The organism is Streptomyces sp. NPDC005402 (genome assembly GCF_040606575.1).
Taxonomy (GTDB): Bacteria; Actinomycetota; Actinomycetes; order Streptomycetales; family Streptomycetaceae; genus Streptomyces.
In genome coordinates, this window is the sequence record NZ_JBEXFB010000034.1 from 52,842 (window position 1) to 74,781 (window position 21,940).

Here is a 21,940-nt window from a genome sequence, read left to right on the forward strand (position 1 = left end):
GTAGGGAAATGGATCCGGAGCATGACGCGGATGGGCGTGCCGGGCTGCGAGGCTTGTGCGGGTGGGGAGTTCAGGGTTGATCTGGCTGGCAACGGCATTGGCGGCGGCATGCGCCGCGGTCCTCGTCCTGGGTGTGGGGCTCATCCGGGCGCGGCGGCGACACCGGGCAGCCGTCGAAGAGCGCGGCTGGTTGCTGGAGCGGGAGCGGGAAATCGCGGCGCGGACCGCAGTCGACGCCGAGCGGGCCCGGATCGCAGCTGAACTCCACGACATCGTCAGCCACAACGTGAGCCTCATGGTGGTCCAGGCCGGGGCTGCCCGCGAGGTGCTGGTCACCCTGCCTGACGAGGCCGAGGCCGCGATGAGCGCCGTCGAGAGCGCGGGGCGGACCGCGATGACCGAGCTGCGCCACCTGCTCGGTCTGCTCGCCCCCGCACAAACGGGCGACGACGAACCCTACGGCCAGGACCTTGCCCCCCAGCCCAGCCTGAGTCGGCTCAGCCCGCTGATCGACAGGATCGCTTTCGCCGGCCTGCCCGTCGAGGTGCGGGTCTCCGGGGAGCCCCGCCCGCTGCCGATCGGGATCGATGTGACCGCCTACCGGATCATCCAGGAGGCGCTGACCAATGCCCTCAAACACGGGGTCGGAGCGAAAGCCGAGGTGACAGTGCGGTACGCGGAGCACTACCTGCGCGTCGAGGTGCTGAACAGCGGACCAAGTGTCCTGTCAGGCGACGCCTCCGGGTCTGGAAGGCTGGTCGCGGATCAGGCCGACGGAGCGGGACACGGGCTACTCGGTCTGCGCGAGCGGGTCGCCGTCTACGGTGGCGACCTGGACGCCCGGCGCCGCCTGGGCGGCGGTTACCGGGTCCGAGCCCGGATCCCGCTGGACCAGCCGTGACCACGCCCACCGAGCCCGCTCCCCGCGTAGTGATCGCCGACGACCAGGAGCTGGTCCGCACCGGCTTCCGCCTGATCCTGACCGCACGCGGCATCGACGTGGTCGGCGAAGCCGCGGACGGAGCCGAGGCCGTCAAAGCCGTACGCCGCCTACGGCCCGACGTCGTCCTCATGGACATCCGCATGCCGACCATGGATGGCCTGGAAGCCGCCCGCCGCGTCCTCGCGCAGGCCCCAGACTGCCGAGTGATCATGCTGACCACGTTCGACCTCGACTCCTACGTCTACGCCGCCCTCGCTGCCGGCGCCAGCGGCTTCCTGCTCAAGGACGTCACACCCGCACATCTCGCCGCCGCCGTACGCCTGGTCGACACCGGTGACGCCCTGCTGGCACCCTCGATCACCCGCCGCCTGGTGGAACGCTACGCCTCCAGTGCTGCACGGACCGGGGCTTCAGCGCCCCCCGCCGTCCACCGCGACCTTGCCGTACTGACGCCGCGCGAACGCGAGGTACTGGCGCTCATGGGCAAGGGCCTGTCCAACACCGAGCTCGCTCAGGAACTGACGCTGAGCGAAGCGACGGTGAAGACCCACGTGGCCCGGATCTTCGCCAAGCTGACCCTGCGCGACCGAGCCCAGGCCGTCGTCCTCGCCTACGAGACAGGACTCGTCGCGCCCGGCGAACCCGCTCGCTTCACTCCACAGGAACGGTGACACGGTGCTGAGCCGTCGGGTCCTCTCAGAGTCGGCCAGGGTGCCGAAAGCTCATTGCATGCTGTGAGGGCGCTGATCGTGCATCACAGGCTCCTGGGAAGCTGCTCGATCGTGAGGTGGAGTGCCTGCTTGGGCACCAGGTGGCCGTCACGCTGAACCTCCGGCGGGTGGCTGACCAGGCGAGCGCGCAGGTCGCGTGGACGGGCCAGGTGGACTCCACCGACTTCGATGCATTTGACGAGCCGACGCTGAGAGCGGAGACCATCCGCGATGGGCTCGGCCATCACGCGGTGAAGTCCCGGGCCGGCGTCTCGCTGCGCGCCGTGTTCCTGGCAGCGGCGACCAGGCCCTGACCCTCGGCGACTGCCCAACGGGACACCGTGCGCGCCCTGCTCAGCCCCTCGCGCCGACATGATCAAGCGGATGGATCAGGTGCAAGGCGCGTGCCGTGAGGGCTGGGGCAACGTGAGGATGCCATCGACCATCTCCGCACCTCTGGCCTGTTCTTTGAGCGTGGAAAGCCGCTTCAAGAGGGCGTAACCCTCTAGCAGAACTGTCTCGTGTCCCCCGTAGGATTCCAGATTGATGACGGCAACTTCTACATACCGGATCTCGGAGACCAGCATCGCCACTGCGCTGCCGCGAGCGACTGCGGTCCCGACGCGAGGGTAGAGCACCGGCAACAACTCGGCGCCGCTGGCATTGCGGATCGTGGTGGCATCGCTGCCGCTGACGGCCTCGAGTCGCTCCCGGGCATGTTCGATCACCCGGACGAGAATCCGGAAGTCCGGCTGACTCAGTTCCACAGCCAGGGGTTCATCTCTGGACTGATAGACAGGCTCGTTCCGTCTTCGCTTCGAGAACCACGCCACTGACGCCCCCTTGTGATGTCTCTGTGGAAGGTGCGGACCGGCCGCCGCCAGGAGACGGGTACCGGAAGCCTGACAGATTTATATGTCAATTATTGCCCGATGGAAACTCGCTGTACCTGTCAGTCGCACGGAGCCCAAGTCGTCGCAGTGACCATGGCCGGATTGCTGAACGCATCGTGCTGGGCAGGTATGGGCCAGGTAGCACGATGTCGGCGGCGGTGCACCGAGAAGGGGGCTCCTGTCGGGCCGCGGTCGTGGCCCCGCGTCGGACGAATCGCAAGCAGAGCCGCCCGCGACTGCATGGGAACCCGCGACTCCGCGTGCTGCTCAGGCAGTCGACGGGCAACCGAAACCAGTGACACCACTGGAGCTATCGCGCTGCAGGTGCCAAGTAACTCCCCGATCAGGGTTGGTAGGCGTGGCGAGGGTTCTCAGGGACAGTTATCGCGCCGACCGTCATCGTCGTCGGCTGAAGACGACGAGAAGGGCAGCAAGGAACACCAGGATTACCGCGACGATCCCCCACAGGGGGAGTGCGGACGCCGAATTCGGCATGAGTGCAGCAAGTGTCATGTGTTCCTCCTTGCGGTCCGCAGGAAGTAGGCCGCGCCTGCCATCAGAGCCACTCCGGGCACCAGGACGACGAGCCCACGACCGGTGCCGCCATTCACCAGGTCACGGGAGCCCGCGGCCGCCAGGAGCACGCCGCATACCAGAGCGACCATGGAGAACACTGCTACAGCCAGTACACGCATTTCGCTCCATCGGAGGTGCCCGAGCGGGGGAGGACGCTGCGCCCTCCCCCGCTCCGGGATTACATGTTTCCGTAGACGTGCGTCGTCGCCGCGGCGGCTCCGGCGGCCACCGTCGAGCAGCCGGTGAACCCGGCGCCGACGGAGAGGCCGAGTGTGGGAAACGTGCCCACTGCCGCGCCGACCAGGCACAGGCCTTTCAGCCCAATGCCCGGAACTAGGAGATCCAGTCACCGATTCCGGTGACATCACCGAAGCTGAACAGCCCTGTCGGGTCACTGTGTTGATGAAGTCGCCGCCCGCGTACAGGTACGCGTTTTTCTCCTGGCCCGAGGGGTCGGGCTGGGTGAAGCCGCCGAGCTGGGAGTCGGAGTAGCGGGCGCCCATCGCGTACAGGCCCGTGAAGTCGAGGTAGGCGCCGCTGTGGCGGAACGGCCGGGGTACGACCTCGGTGGTCGTGCCGCGGGCAGGCCGGTGGGACCGTAGGTGTGGGTGCGCTTGCCCGCGTCGTCGACGAGACCGAGTTCCCTCCGCACGTCACCCATCACGGCCCGGCCGGCCTCCCCCCGTCGAGCCGGGTTTTCACGCACTCACGCTGACGGCAGGGACAGGTCCGTCGGCGACGTTCCGGTTGCAGGAGCTTCGACGGCTTGGAACTCCCAGTTCCGCTCGGCCGCCAGGGCGCCGATCGCGGCGCTCAGGCCCATAGGCACAGCACCAACGCTGCCCCACGATGGTCGCACCGCTCAGGTGCCGCCGCTCCTGCAGAGGCGTCGAAAGGGGGCGTTGTCAGTGGTGGGCGTCAGGATGGCAGACATGACGACACCCGTTGCGCAGATCGTGGATGCCGCTGCCTACGCGCAGGCGGTGGAGGACGCGGTCCAGGCCGCCGCCGCCTACTACGAAGGCGGCTCCACCTCACTGGACGACGACACCTACGACCGGCTGGTACGGGGCATCGCCGCGTGGGAGGCCACCCATCCCGACCAGGTCCTGCCGCACTCCCCCACGGGCAAGGTAGCCGGGGGCGCGGTGGTGGGCGATGTGCCGCACACGGTGGCGATGCTGAGCCTGGACAACGTGTTCTCCCCCGAAGAGTTCACGGCCTGGACGGCATCTTTGGCCCGCCGCATCGGCCGTGAGCCGGAACGCTTCAGTGTCGAGCCGAAGCTCGACGGGCTCGCCGTCGCGGCCCGCTACCGCCAGGGCCGTCTGACCCGGCTGATCACCCGTGGCGACGGGATTGCCGGGGAGGACGTCTCGCACGCGATCGGCACCCTTGAGGGCCTGCCGGAAACGCTGGCCGAGCCGGTCTCCGTGGAGGTGCGCGGCGAAGTACTGATGACGGCGGCCCAGTTCGAGCATGCCAACGAGGTGCGCACCGCGCACGGCGGGCAGCCGTTCGCCAATCCGCGCGGGGCGTCCGCGGGCACGCTGCGGGCCACGGAGCGCGCGTACACGGTGCCTATGACGTTCTTCGGCTACGGCCTGCTGCCCCTGCCCGATACCGACGCTGAGCTCGCCGGGCGGCTGAAGGGGCTCGCGCACAGCGAGCTGATGGTGCTGGCCGCGCAGTTGGGGGTGCATACCACGGCCGGCACCGCGGTCCCCGGGATCGTCGCCACGTCCGTGGAGGAAGTCCTGGAGCGCGTGCGGGCGATCGCCGCGCTGCGCGCCGAACTGCCCTTCGGGATCGACGGTATCGTCATCAAGGCCGACCTGGCCGCCGACCAGCAGGCAGCCGGTTCCGGATCGAGGGCACCCCGCTGGGCGATCGCCTACAAGCTCCCCGCCGTGGAGAAGATCACCCGCCTGCTGGATGTGGAGTGGAACGTAGGGCGCACCGGGATCATTGCCCCGCGCGGCGTCCTGGAGCCTGTGGAGATCGAGGGCGCCACCATCACTTACGCCACCCTGCACAACCCGGCCGACATCACCCGCCGCGACCTGCGGTTGGGCGACCATGTCATGGTCCATCGCGCCGGCGATGTCATCCCGCGCATCGAGGCACCGGTCGCCCATCTGCGTACCGGTGACGAGCAGCCGATCACCTTCCCCGAGGTGTGCCCACGCTGCGGCTCCGGTATCGACTCGAGCCAGGAACGCTGGCGGTGCGAGCAGGGCCGCAACTGCCACCTGGTCGCCTCCCTGTCCTACGCCGCCGGCCGCGACCAGCTCGACATCGAAGGTCTGGGCGCCACCCGCATCGTGCAGCTCGTCGAGACGGGCCTGGTCGCCGATCTCGCCGACCTGTTCACCCTCACCCGCGACGAACTCCTTGCACTGGAGCGGATGGGAACAACCAGCACCGACAACCTCCTCACCGCGATCGCGGCGGCCAAGGACCAGCCGCTGTCACGGGTCCTGTGCGCCCTCGGGGTCCGCGGCACCGGACGCTCCATGTCCCGCCGCATCGCCCGCCACTTCGCCACCATGGACCACATCCGATTCGCCGACGCCGCAGCGATGCAGCAGGTCGAGGGCATCGGCACCGAAAAGGCACCCGCGATCGTCGCCGAACTCGCCGAACTCGCCCCGCTCATCGACAAACTCATCGCAGCCGGGGTGAACATGACCGAACCCGGAGCGACCCCGCCGCCGCCCACAACCGGCGACACCGACGCCGCCGCCGGCACGGATGTGGCAGGCGGCCCGCTGGCCGGGATGACGGTTGTGGTCACCGGCGCAATGACCGGCACACTGGAGAAACTCAGCCGCAACCAGATGAACGAACTCATCGAACGCGCCGGCGGCCGCTCCTCCTCCAGCGTCTCCAAGAAGACCACCCTGGTCGTCGCCGGGGAAGGCGCAGGATCCAAGCGAGCCAAGGCCGAAGACCTCGGCATCCGCCTGGCCACTCCGGACGAATTCGCCGCCCTGGTCGCCGACTTCACCAGCTGACCACGGCGACGGCCGTGCCGCAGCACACCGTGGCCAAGGCCGCATGCTCGCACGGCCGCCCAGCCTGCACTGACATGCCGAGGGCAACGGCACACGCCCCGGGTACCGCCACGGTCAGGCATGCCGTCTCACCCGGTGTTGAGAGGGCCGAGCCATCAGCGTGGGAGCGCCAGCAGCGGACCCAGCCGCTGAATGACCGGCACACGGTGGAGGAAGAGGCGCCGAACAAGCAGCAAAGCTGCCGCATGGTCAGGTCCCCGGCCCACCGTCAGCGGCCGCTCGGCCGGTGGCGGCCCCGGGGGCCCTGCAGGTCAAGGAGTCTGTCGGCGACGCCTCAAGAAGTCTGCTGGGCCATGCTCACAGAAGCCCCCCGTTGCGACAAGTTCCCCTTGCAGAGAGCCGCGATTGCACCGGGCACCCTGCACGCGCCCGCTCGCTACCCACCCGCCTCGTCCTCCGAACGGTCCATGGCCGACGGCTCGTTGGGGGTGATGACGACCGGCGCGTTTGCCTCCGCCCGTGCGCGGTCCGACGCCGCCGCGATCTCACCGTGGGTCCATTGCCTGTACAGGCGGTCCCCGTGGGCATCGGTGATGTCGATGACCACGCCGGTCCACTCCTCGGCAGGCTGTTCGGGGACGAGTCCCAGTTCGTACGTCGCGTCCTGAAGGAGGGCTTCGGTGATGCGTACGCCGGTGAGTCTCTCAGCCAGAGCGAGGACCGCCGCCTTCCGGTCGACGTCCGGGGCACTCTCGTCGTGCTCTCCCTCGGGAGTCAGGGGGAAGCCGACTTCCCGCAGCAGGGGTACCAGTTCATCGGGCGTGCTGCCGGCGCGCGACGAGGCTCCCTCGAACGTCGTACGAAGTTCACCGTCTTCGAACCAGTGGAAGAGGTCGATGGGTTTGCCGCCGTTGGTCGAGTGCGACACGACCCGGCCGCCCTGCGACAGCGTCTCCACGCACGCACCCGCGATCCCCAGGCCCCCGTCGAAGCCGAGGACGAGTGTCCAGTCGCCGTTCTCGCCAGGAGCGCTGAAGGCGCCCGCGACGTAGGACTCGTCCCAGTAGTCGTAGTCCACCTCGGCGCGGTGGGCGTCGTCCGCCTCGATCAGCCCGGCCGTTCCCTCCCCGGTGCCGCGCGGTTGCGCCTCCATCGCGCGCAGCACCTCGCGCGGGGTCCGCCCCCGTATCAGTGTCAGGGTGTATCCGCTCTCCATCATGTGGCGGAAGAGCGGCGAGGTGCGGATCCAGGCGTAGTCGTGCGCGGTCACCAAGTTCATACGGCGCAGTGTGCCTGATGCCGCTGACAACGCCTGGGGCAGGCTTACTTGCTCTGACAAAAGTGGGCCCCCGTCGGTGCTCCGCCCCCTATTGGGATGAGCCTTCCGCTTGACGTCCTCCCCCTTCCGTTCCCGCTCCGCCGCGGTGAGGTCCTTCGTCTGCACAGGCTCGGCGAACTCGCCGCAGTTCAGCGGGTCTTCGTGCGTCGAGCGATCAGGACCTCGATCCCGTCCAGGATCCGGGTCAGGCCGAAGTCCACGTCGTCGTCGCCGATGGCATCGTCGTATTCGCGGTGCTCCATCATGGACGCCAGGATGGGATATCCGTGTTCATGCAGGAGCGGTTGGAGGAACCGTGTCACGGCGGCCGACTGAACCGGCGCCGCGCTGCTGTTGCGCACGTCGCGGCGAGCACTGGCGATGCGCCGCGCGTAGCCGTCGAGCAGCAGCGCACACCCCAGCGATTCGGCGGAGCTCAGCCCGGCACCGGTGAGCGCTTCCAGCAGCACCTCCGTCCAGCGCAGCAGGTTGGGGGTCGCCGGCGCCCCGCGGATGGGCAGGTCGGGCAGCCAGGGATGAGTGTCGCATCGCTCGATCATGGTCCTGGTCCACCTGCCGGCCGCGGCTCGCCACTGGCCCGTGCCGGTTTCCAGGTCCGGCGCCGGGCCCCACGCGCTCTCGGCGACGAGGACCAGCAGTTCGTCCCGCGAGCTGACGTACCGGTAGATCGCGTTGGCCGTGAGCCCCACCCGCCTGGCGATGTTCGGCATGGACAGGGCCGCGAAGCCTTCCGCGTCGGCCAGCCCGACAGCCGCTTCGACGATTCCCTCAACGCTCTGCGAGGGCTTGCGGCCCAGTCGCCCTGTCTTGGCGCTCAACCCCCACGCCAGGGCGAGGCCAGGTGGCAGTCGCTCGTCGTCACTTGTGGGCATCGGGCTCATCTCCAAGTCGTCCACAGGGCATTGACTTTGTGGGCGCCTCACACTTTATATTAGTGTGGACCACACACTAATTATTTGAGGATGTGAACGTCGATGAATCCCCTAGATCGAAACCCGTTACCGGGGCGTCGCGGGCCGCAGGTCAGGATGCGTCCGCGCCTACGGGCCCTGCTGACCGCCCTGCTCTGCGGCGCCATGATCAGCGGCGCAGCCGGATCCTCGCAGGCAGCCCATCACGCCGAGGGTGGCCCACGCGGTCCTGCCACCGTGATCAGGACGGACGCCGGCTCGGTCGAAGGGCGCCTCGGCACGGACACCCGGATGTTCCAGGGGATCCCCTACGCCGCCCCGCCCCTCGGGCGGCTGCGCTGGGCCTCGCCCCAACCGACAGCGTCGTGGTCGGGCGTACGGACCGCGACCGAACCCGGCAACCGGTGCGCACAGGCAGCAGGGCTCATCGACGATGAGAGCAGCAGTGAGGACTGCCTGTATCTGAACGTCACCACGCCCGCGCGCAGCAGCGCCCGCAATCTGCCGGTGATGGTGTGGATCCACGGCAACGGCTTCATCAACGGTGCCGGGAGCCTTTACGACGCGCAGCGCCTGGCCGGCACGGGCAAGGTGATCGTGGTCAGCTTCAACTACCGGCTCGGTGTCTTCGGGTTCCTCGACCATCCCGCGCTCGACCACGGTCCGGCCAAGCACCTCTCGGGCAACTTCGGCCTGGAGGACCAGCAGTCCGCGTTGCGGTGGGTGAGGCGCAACGCTGCGGCATTCGGCGGCGACCCGTCGAACGTCACGCTCTTCGGTGAGTCGGCCGGCGGCACCAGCGTCTGCGCACATCTCGTGGCGCCGGGGTCAGCGGGCCTGTTCCAGAAGGCGATCCTGCAAAGCGCCCAGTGCACGGGACGCAGATGGTCACCGGGACCGGCGACCTGGTTCCCGCTGCCGCGTGCGGAGCGCGAGCGGCACGGGCTTGACGTGGCGGCCAAGGTCGGCTGTACCGACCTCCGGACAGCCGCGGCCTGTCTACGCGCCGAACCCGCCGAGGAACTCGTCAAGTGGTCTGACTACGGACTCGGATCCGGACCGTCGGTCGGCGGCGGCATACTGCCCGTGAGTCCGGAACAGGCCTTCGCCACCGGCCACTTCCGCCGGGTCCCCATCATCCAGGGAACCACCCGGGACGAACATCGCCTGTTCACCGCGGCCATCGAAGCCGTGACCGGCCGGACGACGACCGACGCCGACTACCGGCAACAGATCCGGACACTCTTTTCCCCGACGGACGCGGCCCGCGTACTGGCCCGCTACCCCGTCGACCGCTTCCAGTCCCCTGGCGAGGCGCTGTCCACCGCCATCGGCGACTGGGCCTGGGGGTGCACGGTCCTCGACCGGGACCGGACCCTGGACCGGCACGTGCCCACCTACGCCTACGAGTTCGCCGACGACGAAGCTCCCTGGTTCAGCACCCTCATGAAGCCCAACTTCCCCACCGGGGCGTTCCACGGCAGCGAGCTGCAGTATCTCTTCGACGACGAGCAGCTCCCCGGCCCTGCCACACCCGCTCAGCACCGACTCGCGGACACGATGGTGCGCTACTGGGCCCAGTTCGCCGCCACGGGCGACCCGAACGGCCACGGCGCACCGCCCTGGCCCCGATTCGGAACCGGCCAGCACGTCCAGTCGCTGCAACCGGGGAAGACAGAACCGGCCGATCTCGCCCAGGAACACCAATGCGGCTTCTGGAAGACCATCGGCAGCTGACAGCTACCACGACGCCTGTCCTCGCCGGGCTCACGGCTCGCGGCTCGCCGTTCTGCGGCGGCTCCTTGTTCGTCCTCGGACCGGAACTTCCGAAGCAAGCACGACGCCGCTGCAGCCGCTCGGCACGCCGTCGAACCATCACCTCACCGGTCCACCCGTACCGGGCCCGCACGCTGACTGTCCTCGCAACAAGCCGTCCTGACCAGCGTGGTCGTCACGACAGGGCGGCGCGTGCGTCCTGGGGTGTCACGGAGCTCGGGGCCCGGTGCCCACCCCGGGCCGCAGCGTACAGAACCTGTGTCAGCCCTGCCCGGTGCTGCGCAGTGCGACCGCGATGTGGCTGTATCCGGGGAGGGGCGTCCCGACAGCCTTCTCGTAGCGGACGGCGTCTGCGATGCCGAGTTTCTCCCCGGTGGCGAGGGTTCGGTTCGACGTCCACAAAAGCGTTCTCAGCTGTTCATTCTGGACGCCGAGAAGGGGGGCCGCGGATTCCAACGGCGCGCCGGTACGAACCCGCCAGTCAGCCACCGCAGTCCAGAAATCGGCCAGGGTGTCCCAGCAGATCGCGCTTCGGGGCCCGAGCAGCAGGTGTATCTCCTCGGGTGACCGAAACGTGTCGAGGCCGTGGGAAACAAGGTTCTGGAGGTTCTCCAGAAGGGTGACGACGAACTCGTACTCAGTCTCGTCGCCCAGCAGTTCCTCAACAACGGCCAGCACCTCGGCGGTCGCGTCATGGTCGCGCCGGGCCGCCTGAAAGGCGACCTGTCGGCAGACGTCCAAGTCGTCGGTGTCATCCACCGAACCGGGCTTGATGCCCACAACGTCGAGGAGCCGTCGAGACCGCCTGGCCGGTCGTCGGCGCAATGGGATTCGCATCGTGTCTTCTTCCTCCTGCGACCGTGGTGACCGTGTCACCCGTGATCGCCCAGCATGACACGACGTTCCGAACAGGCCGTTCACGGGGATCCGCGTGGGTGCAAGCGGCGTTGCGGCCGTGCGGGCTTCGACGACGCCTCGAGCTTCTGCCCCTGTGGACACACATGTGGGCACAGTGTCGGCACGTCCGTAGGCGAGCACCTGGGCGATGGCGTCGCGGAAGGGGACCGCGAAGCGGGGACCGCCCTCGCCGAACGGCTCGCCGCCCCCCTCACTCCTCCGATAGCGAGCGCGGCTGGATCAGGGTGGATGTCATGGCCGGTTGGCGCAGCAGTTGTTCGATGAGGCGTTCCTTGGCCAGGGCGAGGTGGCGCCGGTAGGTGCCGTAGGGCACCCCGAGCCGTCGGGCGGCGGCCTTGTGGGTGCGGGAGGCCGTGAGGTAGGTGGCGGTGAGAGCTTCGTGGGCTTTGACGCCCGCGGGGTCGGTCTGTGTCGCGTCGAGGGCGGTGATGATGGCGCCGCGCAGGTCGGCGGCCGGGTCGGGTGAGCCGGGCGGCACGAGAGGGGAGTGCAGCAGGACGTTGGTGGCGAATTCGCGAGGGGTGTGCCACGTGCGCAGCGCCTCGAGCACTCCTTCCTCGAACGCCGCGCGCGACAGCTGGTCGTCCGCGCCACTCGCGGCGGCAGGTGTGGGCCATGTCGTCACAGGGGTGACCGCGGTGCGAGCCCGGTGCTGCACCCACTGTTCCACTGTCTGCCGTCGCCAGTCCCGGCCGAAGATGTGCTGTTGCCTGCCGCCGACGTCCACCACCGCGACCTCCGGCAGGCCGGCCTCGGCGAGGTAGCGTCCCCACCGGTCGGCGTCCTCGAAGACGGTGAAGGTCACCGCGCGTTGGTGGGTGCGCATCTCGTCGCCGATGGTGCGTCGGCTGGTGAGTTCCATCAGGGGCGAGGGCCGCTGGTGACCGCCGGGTTGTACCGCGAAGCGGCGGATGCCCAGGTGCTCGCCCGGTCCGAGGGGGGCCGTCGCCACAAGGTCCCAGACGGCCGCGATCACCGGGTCCTCGGCGCAATCCTCGGGCACTGGTGTGTCCAGCCGCAGGATGGCCATGAACGACACGGGCGCGGAGGAGCCCGCGTAGCGGTGGACGCGGAAGGCCTCTGGCTGGCGGCGGATCCAGTGCGCGACCGCGGCCGCCGATGCCGGGCCCTCCGTTTCCTCTGCCATGCGCAACACGCCGGGCACGTCTTCGGGCCGGAGCGGAGTGTCCTCGATGTGCGGGTGCGTCCGGAAGTTGTACAGATCCTCCGGACCCCTTTGGTTGCGGAAGAGGAACATCCACTCGGCGACCCGCAGCAGCGCTTCGTCCTCGGCGGCGCCGCGTACGGCCCGCAGGCCCGCGAGTGAGATGCGGACGCGGATGTCGTCGTAGCGCTCGGGATCCCGCCAGCGCAGGTCGGCCTCGAGGGTCGCCCGCACCGCGTCGTGCGGGTGCAGCCCTTCGGGCGTGGCTTCGATGTAGGGCAGCTGCCGCAGCCAGGAGAACACGGTGTCGGTGTCCTCGTCGCCCAGCACTGCGCGCAGCAGGGGTTCACGGGTGACGTATGCCTGTACGACGACCTCGAGGGCGCGCCGGTGGACGGCGCTGGGCAGGTCGCCCACGAGCCGCGCGACCAGGGTTGTCAGCACGTCACCGGTCGGCTCCCATGGCGCGCCCGGCGCCGCGGCCGGCACGGAGGCGGCCAGCGAGAGGGCGAGCGGGCTGCCTCCCGCGAAGGCGACGAAGGCGCCGCGCTGTTCGGCGGGGACACCCCGGGCGGCGAGCAGGGCATGGGACTGCGCGGCGTCCAGCGGCCGCACGGCCAGCGCGGTGAACAGTTGCGCCCATCCAGGGTCCAGCGACCATTCGACGTCGGGGGCGACCCTGCCGGCCAGAATCACCATCGCATGGTCGGCGAGCCGCCGCAGGAACGTCTCGCGCAGCCAGGCCTCAAGGGGCTGGCACTGCTCGAACGTGTCGATGAGCAGCACCGCGCCGGGGTCGGCGCAGGCCGGGGCCGCAGCCTCCTCCAGCCGACGCGGATCGGCGTCGAGGAACCGGCCGTCCACCTGCACCACGCGCCGGCCGGCGAGCTCGGCCTGCCGGGCGGCGTAGCGCATCAGCGAGGTCTTGCCGATGCCACCGGGACCGTGCAGGTAGGCCACGAGCGGAGCGTCCGCAGCGCCCGACAGCATCCGGTCGAGCACCGCCCGCTCCCGCTCCCTGCCCACCAGCGCACCGGCTCGTGCCGCGGCCAGCCGGTCCGCCAGTCCCACCGCTCCCACTCCGCGCTCCTCGTACATAGCAGTCAACAGTCGGCCGGTCCGCGATCGCGCCGCCGGCCTGCGCAGCACGGTCACCCCACTAGACGCGACCGCACCCGTGACCGGAGCGGGTCCGGGCCTGGTCGGCTCCCAGGTCACGTCGGACTCTCGAAGGCAGGCCGCCCGTACTCGCCGGCCATGCGGGCTAGAGGAACTCGCTTCGGTAGGTCGAGGCCAGTTCGGCCGCACGGCGGCGACGCTCCATGACCTCGTCCTCCGACAGCTGCGGCGGCGGCGCGTCCTTGCCCGCGACGACGTCGCCGATGCGCAGGAAGTACTCGTCCTGGCCTGCCGGGGTGCACATGCACAGCATGCGGGCCGGCGCACCCGAGGCGTTGCGGAAGTTGTGCGGCGCGTTGGCCGGGACGTTGACCGTGGACCCGGCCCCCACGGTGTGCTTCTCGCCGCGGAAGGTGAACTCGATCTCGCCCTCGAGGATCGTGAACATCTCCTCGAAGTCGTGCCGGTGCGGGGGCGGCCCGCCGCCGTCGGGCACACGCATGTCGATCAGGCAGTACCGGCCGTCCGTCTGCTCGCCGGTGACCAGCATGGCGTACGTGTTGCCGACCAGCGAGACGTACGTGGTGCCGGGGTCGTCCGGGTTGGCCACGGTCAGCGACCGGGACGGATCGTCATCGGGAATCATCGCGGTTGTCTCCTCGAAGGTCGGTCAGGTGGGGATCGGTGGTCGGCGGGACCACGCCTTCGTCACCGGGCAGTGCGCCCGCGGCGACGCCGACCCGCACGGCGGCAGCCCGGTGGCGGCACCCGCAGGCGGAAGATCGTCAACGGCTGAAGTACAGCCAACAGTAGGAACGGCCGTGCGAATGAGGCGTGTACGTTTGCGACAGGGGATGGGATCCCGGCGACATCTTGATCGGCGTGGAGGGCAGATGAGCGACAGACCGCATTTACCTGGACCGGGCGGCAAGGTGGGCACGTTCACCGCCGACGCCGACTCCATCGGTACGGGGCGGGGAACGTGGGAGTATTTCGTCGACACCTGGAACGACCGCATGGGAGAGCTGTACCCCCTGCCGGAGTTCAGCGCCTCCACGGTCGACGGCTTCCAGGGGATCATGCGCTCGGTGACCCTGCAGGACACGGTCGTCAACGAACTCTGGGGTTCCTCGACCGTGAGCACCCGGGCGGTCGGTACGCACGAACACGACCACATCAGGCTGTACGTCGGGCTGCGGGGTGCGACGACCCTGCGGGATCCGCACGACCGGGCCGGTGACGTCTACGTCTCGGCCGGCACCTACTTCATGCACCACGTCGTGACGGAGAACCACTTCCACACCACGCCCGAGATCGGCAACCGCATCTTCATCTTCCCCGGTGACGCCCTGCGGCCCCTGGTCGCCGGGAAACCACGCACCGGCCGGGCCACCTCGCCCGCGGCGCAGATCCTCATGGCACACACCACCATGGTCCAGCGGACCGTGAGCGACCTCGGCCCGGCGGCCGCGCACGCGTCCCGCAACGCCCTGCTCGAACTGGCCAAGGGGCTGGTCCTCGACCACTTCGACGACCGCGAGCCCACCTTCACCCCGGCGCTGGCACAAGCGGCCAGGGATCTGGCCGATGCACGGCTCACCGACGCCGAGTTGTCACCGGCCACGATCGCCGCCCACCTCCACGTCTCCGTGCGCACCCTGCAGCGGGCCTTCGCGACTCTCGACGAGTCGTTCAGCGCCTACATCCGCCGCCGACGCCTGGAGGAAGCGGCCGCGGCACTCACCGTCCCCGGATCACGCCTGACGGTCTCCGAGGCCGCCGCGCGCTGGCACTTCACCGACAGCAGCCACTTCATCCGCGCATTCAAGAAGCAGTACCGAACGACACCGGCACAGTTCGCACGCTGACCGGCCTGACGGCTCGGCCTCCCCCGTCCCGTCCGGTTCACCGGCGACTGCGGGCCGCCCGGCGTCCCGCCGTGTCCTGGGCCGCCGCGGACGCCGGGGCTCCGACGCCTGCGGGGTCCTTACGCTCCGCCTTTGCGGCGGCGAGGCGCCGCCGAGCGGGGCGGCGTCGAGCGCATGTGGTCGCGCACCGGCGCCAGCAGGCCGGCCAGAGCTTTGACGTCGTCGGTCGAAAGCGGTGCGAACAAGAGGGTGTTGACCACCTCGACGTGACCCGGCAGCACCTTCGCGAGCAGAGCGCGTCCGGCCTCGGTGAGGGTGACGGTGATGCTCCGCTCGTCGTCAAGCGAGGGAGCGCGGACGACCAGGCCCTCTTTTTCGAGCAGGCCCACCTGGTAGGTCAGGCCGCTGCGGCTGTAGACGACGCCGTCGGCCAGGTCGGTCATACGGTGGCTGCCCGTCGGCGAGTCTCCGAGGCGGGCCAGCAGTTGGAACTGCACATAGCTGAGATCACCGGTCTCACGCAGCTGCTGCTCGACCGCATGCCGGAGCAGGCTGGTCACCTCGACGAGGTCGAAGTAGGCGCCGAGCTGCACGGGGTCGAGCGACGGCGGTGAATCGGGCATGACCGGAGTCTACTGCTTCGAATTCGAAGAGTCTGGCCTGCCGCCGTTCCAGCCACCACAGGGCCAGCTGGAACCGAACTCCTCGTCAGCGCACGGAGTGGGCAGTGTTGGGCCCGACTGAGCACCGCAGAGCATGCAGATCGGGCAGTGGCGCGGCACAGGGTTGCGGAAGGAGGACGGGACCACCGCCCACGCATCCCGAGAACCGGCCATGAGCATCCCCCACCTCGCACAACACGAGGACCAGCAACAACTCGAGTGGATCGGCGGGAGTGCCCTTCAGCGCGCTGCTCGACATCGAGGCGACCGGTCGGCGGCTGACGCTGGTGTGGGCCGGCGGCGAGGGGCACGAGTTGCGGGAGGGCGGCATCGCGTTACGGGAGGGCGGCATCGTCTTCCCGTCCCGGCGCATCCCGCACGGATACCGCATCACTTCCGAGAAGGCAGACCTACCACTCATCTCGGCTTCCGGAGGGCCGGCGAAGATGTTCCGCCACGCGGGCCGTGACCTTCGTGAGCTACGCACGCGGGGCTTCGAGATCCCCGTGCAACTGCTCGCCGAAGCCGCGGAACTGTCCGGCAATGTCGTCCTCGCCCCTCCCCGGTGACGGCACCACGGTCCAGCCGCAGGAACGTAGCCATGACCACGATGTCGGGTTGAGCACCGCCGCATGGAGTCCGGTGTCCCGGCCGTCGTGAGCGCCGGTGTCGGCTCTGCGCGTCCGACTCGCCTGCTCGCGGACTTGGCCGCGGAGGCAGTGCGCCGGTCACTGGCGGCCGGCGGTGCGCGCCGAGGTGGAGGTGCTGGAGCTCCACCAACTGACGGCCGACCTCGTCCAGCACTCTGCCCCAGGCCGCGCCCGCCTCGACCTGAGGGAGGCGATCGCGGCGGTCTTGGCAGCCGACGGGCTGACGGTGGCGACCCCGGTGCTCGCCTCATCCCCCAGCGGGGAGATCGACTCGTTGTTCGTCGCCCTCGGGAACACATGCCTCTCCGGCATACCGGTGCCCGCGCATCGACCAGGCCGCCGCCGAACTCGCCGCGCGATGAGCTCGCACCGGCAGTGACCGACAGCACTTGCTTCGAATTCGAAGCAGATGTACTGTCATCATCAGTTGCTTCGAATTCGAAGCAATATCCATCGCAGCGAGGGTGAGAACCGAAATGAAGGCAGTACGTTTCCACGAGTACGGCGACCCCGACGTCCTGCGCTACGAGGACGTGCCGCAGCCCGCCCCCGGGGCCGGCGAGGTCCGGATCCGCGTCGCCGCGACATCGTTCAACCCCGTCGACGGCAACATCCGCGGCGGCTTCATGCGCGGCCCCATCCCGGTGGAACTGCCCCACACCCCAGGCATCGATGTCGCCGGCACCGTCGACGCGCTGGGCGAGGGCGTGGACGGCATAGCGGTCGGCGACGACGTCATAGGCTTCCTGCCGATGGACGGCAACGGCGCCGCCGCGGAGTACGCCCTCGCGCCGACCGAAGTCCTGACGCCGGCCCCCAAGAGCGTCCCGCTGCCCGACGCCGCCGCACTACCGCTCGTGGGCCTCACCGCGTACCAGGCGCTGTTCGACCACGGCAAGCTGACGGCCGGGCAACGCGTGCTGATCAACGGCGCCGGCGGAGCGGTCGGCGGCTACGCCGTGCAACTGGCCAAGAACGCCGGTGCCCACGTCATCGCCACCGCCGGCCCGCGCAGCAGCGAGGCGGTCACGTCCGCCGGCGCCGATGAGGTCATCGACCACACCACCACCAGCGTGACCGCGGCGGTGACCGAACCGGTCGACATCGCGCTCAACCTCGCACCGGTCGACCCGGCCGAACTGGCCGCGCTCGTCACCCTCGTCCGCCCGGGCGGCGTCGTGGTCAACACGACGGTGTGGATGCCCGCACCCGTCGACGAGGAGCGCGGCGTGCGCGGCATCAACCTGTTCGTCCGCAGCGACGCCGACCAGCTGGAGCAGCTGGTGGCGCTCACCGACCGCGGGGAACTGCAGGTCGCCGTCGCCGAGCGGGTGCCGCTGGCCGAGCTGTCGGCGCTGCACGCCCAGGCAGCCGAAGGCGCGGTGCACGGCAAGGTCATCGTCGTCACGTCCGCCGGCTGACGCCCCACCTCCGCCGAGGGAAACTGCCATGGCACTCGCCTTGGATTCCGAAATCGCCGAGGCGCCACCGGTAAACGGCCTCGTTGCTCGGTCCGGCGGCGGCCGGCTCGGCGTACGGCCGGATGTCACTCAGGGGCATCGGCATCCGGTACGACCGGAGCGGTTGCACAGCTGGAACTGTTCGACGTCGAAGGGTTCGACGTCGAGGAGGAGCAGCGGCGTCGTCCGCCACTGCCGCGTGCCGCCGAACCCGGCAGCAGCCCCGCGCGTTCGGATGAGCGTAGGGCGTGGACGCCCAGCCCGCCGGTGCGCTCATCGACCTCTCCGATCGTGTGGCCGTCGTCGCTCATGCCCGCTCCCCGGATTGGTCCGGATGTATCAGCACGACTAGGTGCGTACATTTGTTCCTAACGTAGTGTACGTTTGTTCCTATGAGCAGGGTGGAACCTCCGGGGAGGGACGCCTCCAGTGGCCCGGCAGGAAGCGGAGCGATCGGCGGTGAGCCGGAGCACCCGGCTGCCGATACCGCGGCGGGCGAGGGGCGGCGGGCGCGTCGGCATGATCCGGAGCGCAGGACGCGCATTCTCGACGCTGCTCTCGATGTGCTCGTGTCGGACGGGGCAGCCGGTATCACGCACCGGAAAGTCGCCGCACGCGCGGATGTGCCGCTGGGGTCGGTCACTTACCACTTCTCGAGCCTGGCCGAGCTCCAGGCACAGGCGTTCGCCTGGTACGTGGAACAACGGACCGCGCAGTTCGAGGGCCTGTTCACGGAGGTGAGGTCGCGCGAGGACCTGGTCGAGGTCCTGGTGGATCTGGTGCAGGGGGGACCCTCCCGGCGCCGCAGCGCCGTCCTCGGCTTCGAACTGCACCTGGCGGCCCTGCGCGATCCCGCTCTGCGAGCGCTGACACAGCAGTGGACCAGCGACAGCCGGGCCGTGCTGGCCCGCTTCACCGGGCCGGAGACAGCCGGCCGTCTGGACGCCCTGCTGGAAGGGCTGATCATGCATGTGCTCCTCGCGATCGAGCCGGAGCCACGGGAGGTGACGCGGGCGGCGATCGAACAGGCCCTCGCCCCGCTCACCGGATGGGGAACGTGAACGCGATCGCGGCTCCTGACCCGCGGCGGCGAGAGACAGCGGCCGCCGTAAGGTCGACGCACGCGGTCTTCGCAGGCCTGGGACTCGCCGGGTCGACATGGGCCTCGCGGCTGCCGCAGATACGCGCACGGATGGACCTGGATCCGGCGTCACTGGGGCTGCTGTTCCTCGTGATCGCCGTCGGCGGTGTCGTGGTGTTGCCGCTGGCCGGGGCGGTCGTGACACGGGTCGGACCCCGCCGGGCCATCACCGCTGTGGCCCTGCTGGTCGGTGCCGGTCTCGGTGCCGTGGCACTCGGGTACGCCGTCTGGACGCCGCTGCTGGTGGCCGGGCTCGTGCTGCTGGGCATGTCGACAGGTCTGTGGGACGTCGCGGTGACCGTGCACGCCGCGGCCATCGAACAACGCCTCGGCCGATCGGTCATGCCTCGCTTCTTCGCCGGGTTCAGTCTCGGTACGGTCGCCGGTGCCTGTCTCGGTGCGCTGATGAACGCGTGGCGGGTTCCCGTGAGTCTCCACATCGGCGGGATCGCCCTGCTCATCGCCTTCGTGACACCTGCGGCCGCCCGGCATTTCCTTCCCGCGTGCGCCCGCCGCGGGCCCGGTGCGTCGCCGGCGTCGGCCGACCGCCCGGGGCCGACCCCGTGGCGCGACCCTCGCACGGTCGCCCTCGGTTGCCTCGCGCTGGCCTTCACGATGGCGGAAGGGGCGGGGAGCAACTGGATCAGCCTCACCGTCATCGACCGCCACCACACCACGGCCACGGTCGGAACCCTGGCCTATGCCACGTTCCTCACCGCGGTCACCCTGAGCCGCTGGCTCGGGTCGGCGATCGTCGACCGGCTGGGCCGGCCCGCCGCCCTGCGGGCGGCCGCTGCCGCCGCTGCCGGCGGTGGCGCCCTGTTCGCGCTCGGCCCCCACACAGGGACGGTCTTCGCCGGTGTACTGCTGTGGGGAGCGGGCGCGGCACTCGGCTTCCCCCTCACCCTGAGCGCCGGCGCCGATGAACCCGTCCGTGTCTCCGACCGGGTCGGGGTCATCACCTCGATCGGATACTGCGGCTTCGTCGGCGGCCCTCCCCTGATCGGGTTCCTCGCCGACCGGACCGGACTCGCCCATGCCCTGCTCGCCGTCACAGTCCTCATGGCCGGGGCCGTGCCCCTCGCCGGCGCCGCCCGCCCCCACCCCCCGGCTTCCTGCGTGCCGGACCCCGCCGCCATCCCCGTCATGCCAAGAACCTGAGCACGCCAAGGAGACATCCCATGCCGAGCAGTCCACCCATGATCGCCGTCAGTGAAGCCGAACTGGCCGAACTCCGCGCCCGGTTGAAGCGCACCCGCTGGGCCGAGCCCTGGCCGGTCGACGGCTGGGAGGCAGGAACCGACACGGCGGAACTCCGGCGCCTCGTCGCGTACTGGGCCGATGGCTACGACTGGCGAGTCCACGAGGCCGCCATCAACGCCCTCCCCTCACACCGGGCCGACATCGACAGAACAGCCGTCCACTACCTCCGCTTCGACGGCGAACACCCGGACGCGCTGCCGATCGTGCTCACCCACGGCTGGCCCAGCTCCTTCCTGGAACTGACGGCCCTCGCCGACCGGTTGGCCACTCCGTCCCGATACGGAGGAGCAGCCGAGGACGCCTTCACCGTGATCGTGCCCTCACTTCCCGGATTCGCGTTCTCACCCCAGCGGCCCGAGCTCACCGACGCGCAGCAGACCCACCACCTCTGGCACCGGCTGATGCACGACGAACTCGGCTTCGAGCGGTACGCGGCGCACGGCGGAGACCTGGGCGCCGGCATCACCTCGCGGCTCGCCGAGGCCCACCCCGAGGCGCTCGTCGGCATCCACCTGCTGGCGGTGGCCGCCCCGGCCGACTACGACCCTGCCACCCTCACCCCGCAGGAGCAGGCCCACCTCGACTCCGTGGCCGCCTGGCAGGCCCAGGAGGGCGCCTACCTGCAGCAGCAGAGCACCCGTCCCCTCACCCTGAGTCAGGGTTTGGCCGACTCCCCCGCCGGCCTGCTCGCCTGGCTCGTCGAGAAGTACCGGGCGTGGAGCGACTGCGACGGCGACCTGTCCTCGCGCTTCAGCGACGACTTCCTCCTCACCCAGGCCTCCCTCTACTGGTTCACCGGCACCATCTCCACCTCCTTCCGCCCCTACTACGAGTACGCCCACGGCCTGACCCGACGCGTGGAGCGGGTGAGCGTTCCCACGGCCGTCGCCCTGTTCCCAGCCGACCTGAGCCGGCCGCCACGCAGCTGGGCCGAGCGCACCTACGACATCACTCGCTACACGCACATGCCCCGCGGCGGACACTTCGCCGCCCACGAAGAACCCGCCCTGCTGGCCGACGACATCACCGAGTTCTTCCGCGCCTACCGCTCCCTTCCGCGCCCAGCTCCTCAGCCCTCGGCCCCGCAATCCTCCGCACCTCGATCCGAGGGCTGAACCCGCGGGTCCTCCACATCGCCCTCCCGGCCGGCTGGGACGAGATCTGGAACCTATTCGCCTGAGGACGAGCAGCATGCGATCAAAATCCTGTCGAGCTGCTCGACGAGTTCAGTCGGCATGACCACTGCCGGTCACTTGCGAGGAGGCCGCAGGAATGCTGGCCTCAAGCGGTGCCCCGCAGCACGGGCGCAGGCCGAGGGCCGGGTATCGCTCCTCCCCCACCGCAAGGCCGGCCCCAGAGATCCCACCCTGCCAGTGGTGTCAGGAACCGGTACAGGCGGACTGGGGATCGGCCGTGCACTTCGCCGGCACGCGCCTAGTAGTGCTTCGTTAGGTTCTGGCTCTGTGTCTGGCTGTGGTGAGGGGGCGGCCGCAGGTGCTGCAGGTGCCGGTCCAGCACCTCAGCAGGTT

General features: G+C 69.7%; 20 protein-coding genes and 1 pseudogene. 12 read left to right on the forward strand and 9 right to left on the reverse strand.

What is annotated here, in order from left to right; all coding sequences use genetic code 11:
• The first annotated feature begins 76 nt into the window (after positions 1-76).
• The 3 genes from ABZT02_RS40945 (at position 77) to ABZT02_RS40955 (ending at position 1,967) form a co-directional block, all read left to right on the forward strand.
• Positions 77-901, forward strand: coding sequence for a histidine kinase (locus ABZT02_RS40945; protein WP_356027365.1), 825 nt, complete (start codon positions 77-79; stop codon positions 899-901).
• Positions 898-1,614 (forward strand): response regulator transcription factor, encoded by a 717-nt coding sequence (locus tag ABZT02_RS40950; RefSeq protein ID WP_356027367.1) that lies wholly within the window; start codon positions 898-900, stop codon positions 1,612-1,614. Before ABZT02_RS40945 ends, ABZT02_RS40950 begins: the two co-directional genes overlap by 4 nt.
• A 167-nt stretch (positions 1,615-1,781) precedes the next feature.
• The gene (locus tag ABZT02_RS40955) at positions 1,782-1,967 is read left to right on the forward strand and encodes a hypothetical protein (RefSeq protein WP_356027370.1); all 186 of its coding nucleotides are present in this window, start codon (positions 1,782-1,784) and stop codon (positions 1,965-1,967) included.
• A 75-nt stretch (positions 1,968-2,042) separates the two neighbouring features.
• Here ABZT02_RS40955 and ABZT02_RS40960 read toward each other — a convergent pair whose 3' ends face one another.
• The 3 genes and pseudogenes from ABZT02_RS40960 to ABZT02_RS40970 all read right to left on the reverse strand — a co-directional run.
• Positions 2,043-2,486: a hypothetical protein gene (locus ABZT02_RS40960; RefSeq protein WP_356027373.1), complete on the reverse strand. Its 444-nt coding sequence runs from the start codon at positions 2,484-2,486 to the stop codon at positions 2,043-2,045.
• A gap of 569 nt (positions 2,487-3,055) precedes the next feature.
• A complete protein-coding gene (locus ABZT02_RS40965) occupies positions 3,056-3,211 on the reverse strand; it encodes a hypothetical protein (protein WP_356027415.1) in 156 nt (51 codons plus the stop codon).
• A 351-nt stretch (positions 3,212-3,562) separates the two neighbouring features.
• Positions 3,563-3,625, reverse strand: a pseudogene (locus ABZT02_RS40970) (hypothetical protein); the annotation flags it as partial.
• Between the two features lie 429 nt (positions 3,626-4,054).
• Between ABZT02_RS40970 and ligA the strand changes: the two are divergent.
• The gene (gene ligA / locus ABZT02_RS40975) at positions 4,055-6,139 is read left to right on the forward strand and encodes an NAD-dependent DNA ligase LigA (protein WP_356027375.1); all 2,085 of its coding nucleotides are present in this window, start codon (positions 4,055-4,057) and stop codon (positions 6,137-6,139) included.
• 436 nt (positions 6,140-6,575) lie between these two features.
• Here the strand turns inward: ligA and ABZT02_RS40980 are convergent, their stop codons facing one another.
• Both ABZT02_RS40980 and ABZT02_RS40985 read right to left on the reverse strand, forming a co-directional pair.
• Complete coding sequence (locus tag ABZT02_RS40980; protein ID WP_356027378.1) at positions 6,576-7,418, reverse strand: DUF6461 domain-containing protein; 843 nt, start codon at positions 7,416-7,418, stop codon at positions 6,576-6,578.
• 188 nt (positions 7,419-7,606) lie between these two features.
• Positions 7,607-8,350: a TetR/AcrR family transcriptional regulator gene (locus tag ABZT02_RS40985; protein WP_356027380.1), complete on the reverse strand. Its 744-nt coding sequence runs from the start codon at positions 8,348-8,350 to the stop codon at positions 7,607-7,609.
• 156 nt (positions 8,351-8,506) lie between these two features.
• On the opposite strand from ABZT02_RS40985, the gene ABZT02_RS40990 reads away from it, so the two are divergent.
• Positions 8,507-10,126 carry a carboxylesterase/lipase family protein gene (locus ABZT02_RS40990; RefSeq protein ID WP_356027383.1) on the forward strand — a complete coding sequence of 540 codons (1,620 nt, stop codon included), beginning with the start codon at positions 8,507-8,509 and terminating at the stop codon, positions 10,124-10,126.
• A gap of 300 nt (positions 10,127-10,426) precedes the next feature.
• On the opposite strand, the gene ABZT02_RS40995 is transcribed toward ABZT02_RS40990, so the two are convergent.
• From ABZT02_RS40995 to ABZT02_RS41005, 3 genes are all read right to left on the reverse strand, one after another.
• Complete coding sequence (locus tag ABZT02_RS40995; protein ID WP_356027386.1) at positions 10,427-10,945, reverse strand: hypothetical protein; 519 nt, start codon at positions 10,943-10,945, stop codon at positions 10,427-10,429.
• 328 nt (positions 10,946-11,273) lie between these two features.
• The gene (locus ABZT02_RS41000; RefSeq protein WP_356027388.1) at positions 11,274-13,328 is read right to left on the reverse strand and encodes an AAA family ATPase; all 2,055 of its coding nucleotides are present in this window, start codon (positions 13,326-13,328) and stop codon (positions 11,274-11,276) included.
• A 184-nt stretch (positions 13,329-13,512) separates the two neighbouring features.
• Entirely contained in the window at positions 13,513-14,013 is a 501-nt protein-coding gene (locus ABZT02_RS41005) for a cupin domain-containing protein (protein WP_356027391.1), read from the reverse strand.
• A 247-nt stretch (positions 14,014-14,260) separates the two neighbouring features.
• Between ABZT02_RS41005 and ABZT02_RS41010 the strand changes: the two genes are divergently transcribed.
• The gene (locus ABZT02_RS41010; protein WP_356027393.1) at positions 14,261-15,235 is read left to right on the forward strand and encodes a helix-turn-helix domain-containing protein; all 975 of its coding nucleotides are present in this window, start codon (positions 14,261-14,263) and stop codon (positions 15,233-15,235) included.
• A 119-nt stretch (positions 15,236-15,354) separates the two neighbouring features.
• Here ABZT02_RS41010 and ABZT02_RS41015 read toward each other — a convergent pair whose 3' ends face one another.
• The gene (locus ABZT02_RS41015; protein ID WP_356027396.1) at positions 15,355-15,858 is read right to left on the reverse strand and encodes a MarR family transcriptional regulator; all 504 of its coding nucleotides are present in this window, start codon (positions 15,856-15,858) and stop codon (positions 15,355-15,357) included.
• A 272-nt stretch (positions 15,859-16,130) separates the two neighbouring features.
• On the opposite strand from ABZT02_RS41015, the gene ABZT02_RS41020 reads away from it, so the two are divergent.
• From ABZT02_RS41020 to ABZT02_RS41045, 6 genes are all read left to right on the forward strand, one after another.
• Positions 16,131-16,466, forward strand: coding sequence for a hypothetical protein (locus ABZT02_RS41020; protein ID WP_356027398.1), 336 nt, complete (start codon positions 16,131-16,133; stop codon positions 16,464-16,466).
• Between the two features lie 175 nt (positions 16,467-16,641).
• Complete coding sequence (locus tag ABZT02_RS41025; RefSeq protein WP_356027401.1) at positions 16,642-16,926, forward strand: hypothetical protein; 285 nt, start codon at positions 16,642-16,644, stop codon at positions 16,924-16,926.
• Between the two features lie 97 nt (positions 16,927-17,023).
• Positions 17,024-17,968 carry an NADP-dependent oxidoreductase gene (locus ABZT02_RS41030; RefSeq protein ID WP_356027403.1) on the forward strand — a complete coding sequence of 315 codons (945 nt, stop codon included), beginning with the start codon at positions 17,024-17,026 and terminating at the stop codon, positions 17,966-17,968.
• A 431-nt stretch (positions 17,969-18,399) separates the two neighbouring features.
• Positions 18,400-19,068: a TetR family transcriptional regulator C-terminal domain-containing protein gene (locus tag ABZT02_RS41035; protein WP_356027406.1), complete on the forward strand. Its 669-nt coding sequence runs from the start codon at positions 18,400-18,402 to the stop codon at positions 19,066-19,068.
• A gap of 119 nt (positions 19,069-19,187) precedes the next feature.
• Positions 19,188-20,309 (forward strand): MFS transporter, encoded by a 1,122-nt coding sequence (locus ABZT02_RS41040; protein WP_356027413.1) that lies wholly within the window; start codon positions 19,188-19,190, stop codon positions 20,307-20,309.
• A 20-nt stretch (positions 20,310-20,329) separates the two neighbouring features.
• Positions 20,330-21,526, forward strand: coding sequence for an epoxide hydrolase family protein (locus ABZT02_RS41045; protein ID WP_356027408.1), 1,197 nt, complete (start codon positions 20,330-20,332; stop codon positions 21,524-21,526).
• Positions 21,527-21,940 lie beyond the last annotated feature (414 nt).

Excerpts from the sequence above, each read along its gene's own strand:
- ABZT02_RS41010 (WP_356027393.1), top strand. The coding sequence starts at position 14,261 with ATGAGCGACAGACCGCATTTACCTGGACCGGGCGGCAAGGTGGGCACG.
- ABZT02_RS40990 (WP_356027383.1), top strand. The coding sequence starts at position 8,507 with ATGCGTCCGCGCCTACGGGCCCTGCTGACCGCCCTGCTCTGCGGCGCC.
- ABZT02_RS41005 (WP_356027391.1), bottom strand. The coding sequence starts at position 14,013 with ATGATTCCCGATGACGATCCGTCCCGGTCGCTGACCGTGGCCAACCCG.
- ABZT02_RS41015 (WP_356027396.1), bottom strand. The coding sequence starts at position 15,858 with ATGCCCGATTCACCGCCGTCGCTCGACCCCGTGCAGCTCGGCGCCTAC.
- ABZT02_RS41030 (WP_356027403.1), top strand. The coding sequence starts at position 17,024 with ATGAAGGCAGTACGTTTCCACGAGTACGGCGACCCCGACGTCCTGCGC.
- ligA (WP_356027375.1), top strand. The coding sequence starts at position 4,055 with ATGACGACACCCGTTGCGCAGATCGTGGATGCCGCTGCCTACGCGCAG.
- ABZT02_RS40980 (WP_356027378.1), bottom strand. The coding sequence starts at position 7,418 with ATGAACTTGGTGACCGCGCACGACTACGCCTGGATCCGCACCTCGCCG.
- ABZT02_RS40985 (WP_356027380.1), bottom strand. The coding sequence starts at position 8,350 with ATGCCCACAAGTGACGACGAGCGACTGCCACCTGGCCTCGCCCTGGCG.
- ABZT02_RS41035 (WP_356027406.1), top strand. The coding sequence starts at position 18,400 with ATGAGCAGGGTGGAACCTCCGGGGAGGGACGCCTCCAGTGGCCCGGCA.
- ABZT02_RS40965 (WP_356027415.1), bottom strand. The coding sequence starts at position 3,211 with ATGGTCGCTCTGGTATGCGGCGTGCTCCTGGCGGCCGCGGGCTCCCGT.
- ABZT02_RS41045 (WP_356027408.1), top strand. The coding sequence starts at position 20,330 with ATGCCGAGCAGTCCACCCATGATCGCCGTCAGTGAAGCCGAACTGGCC.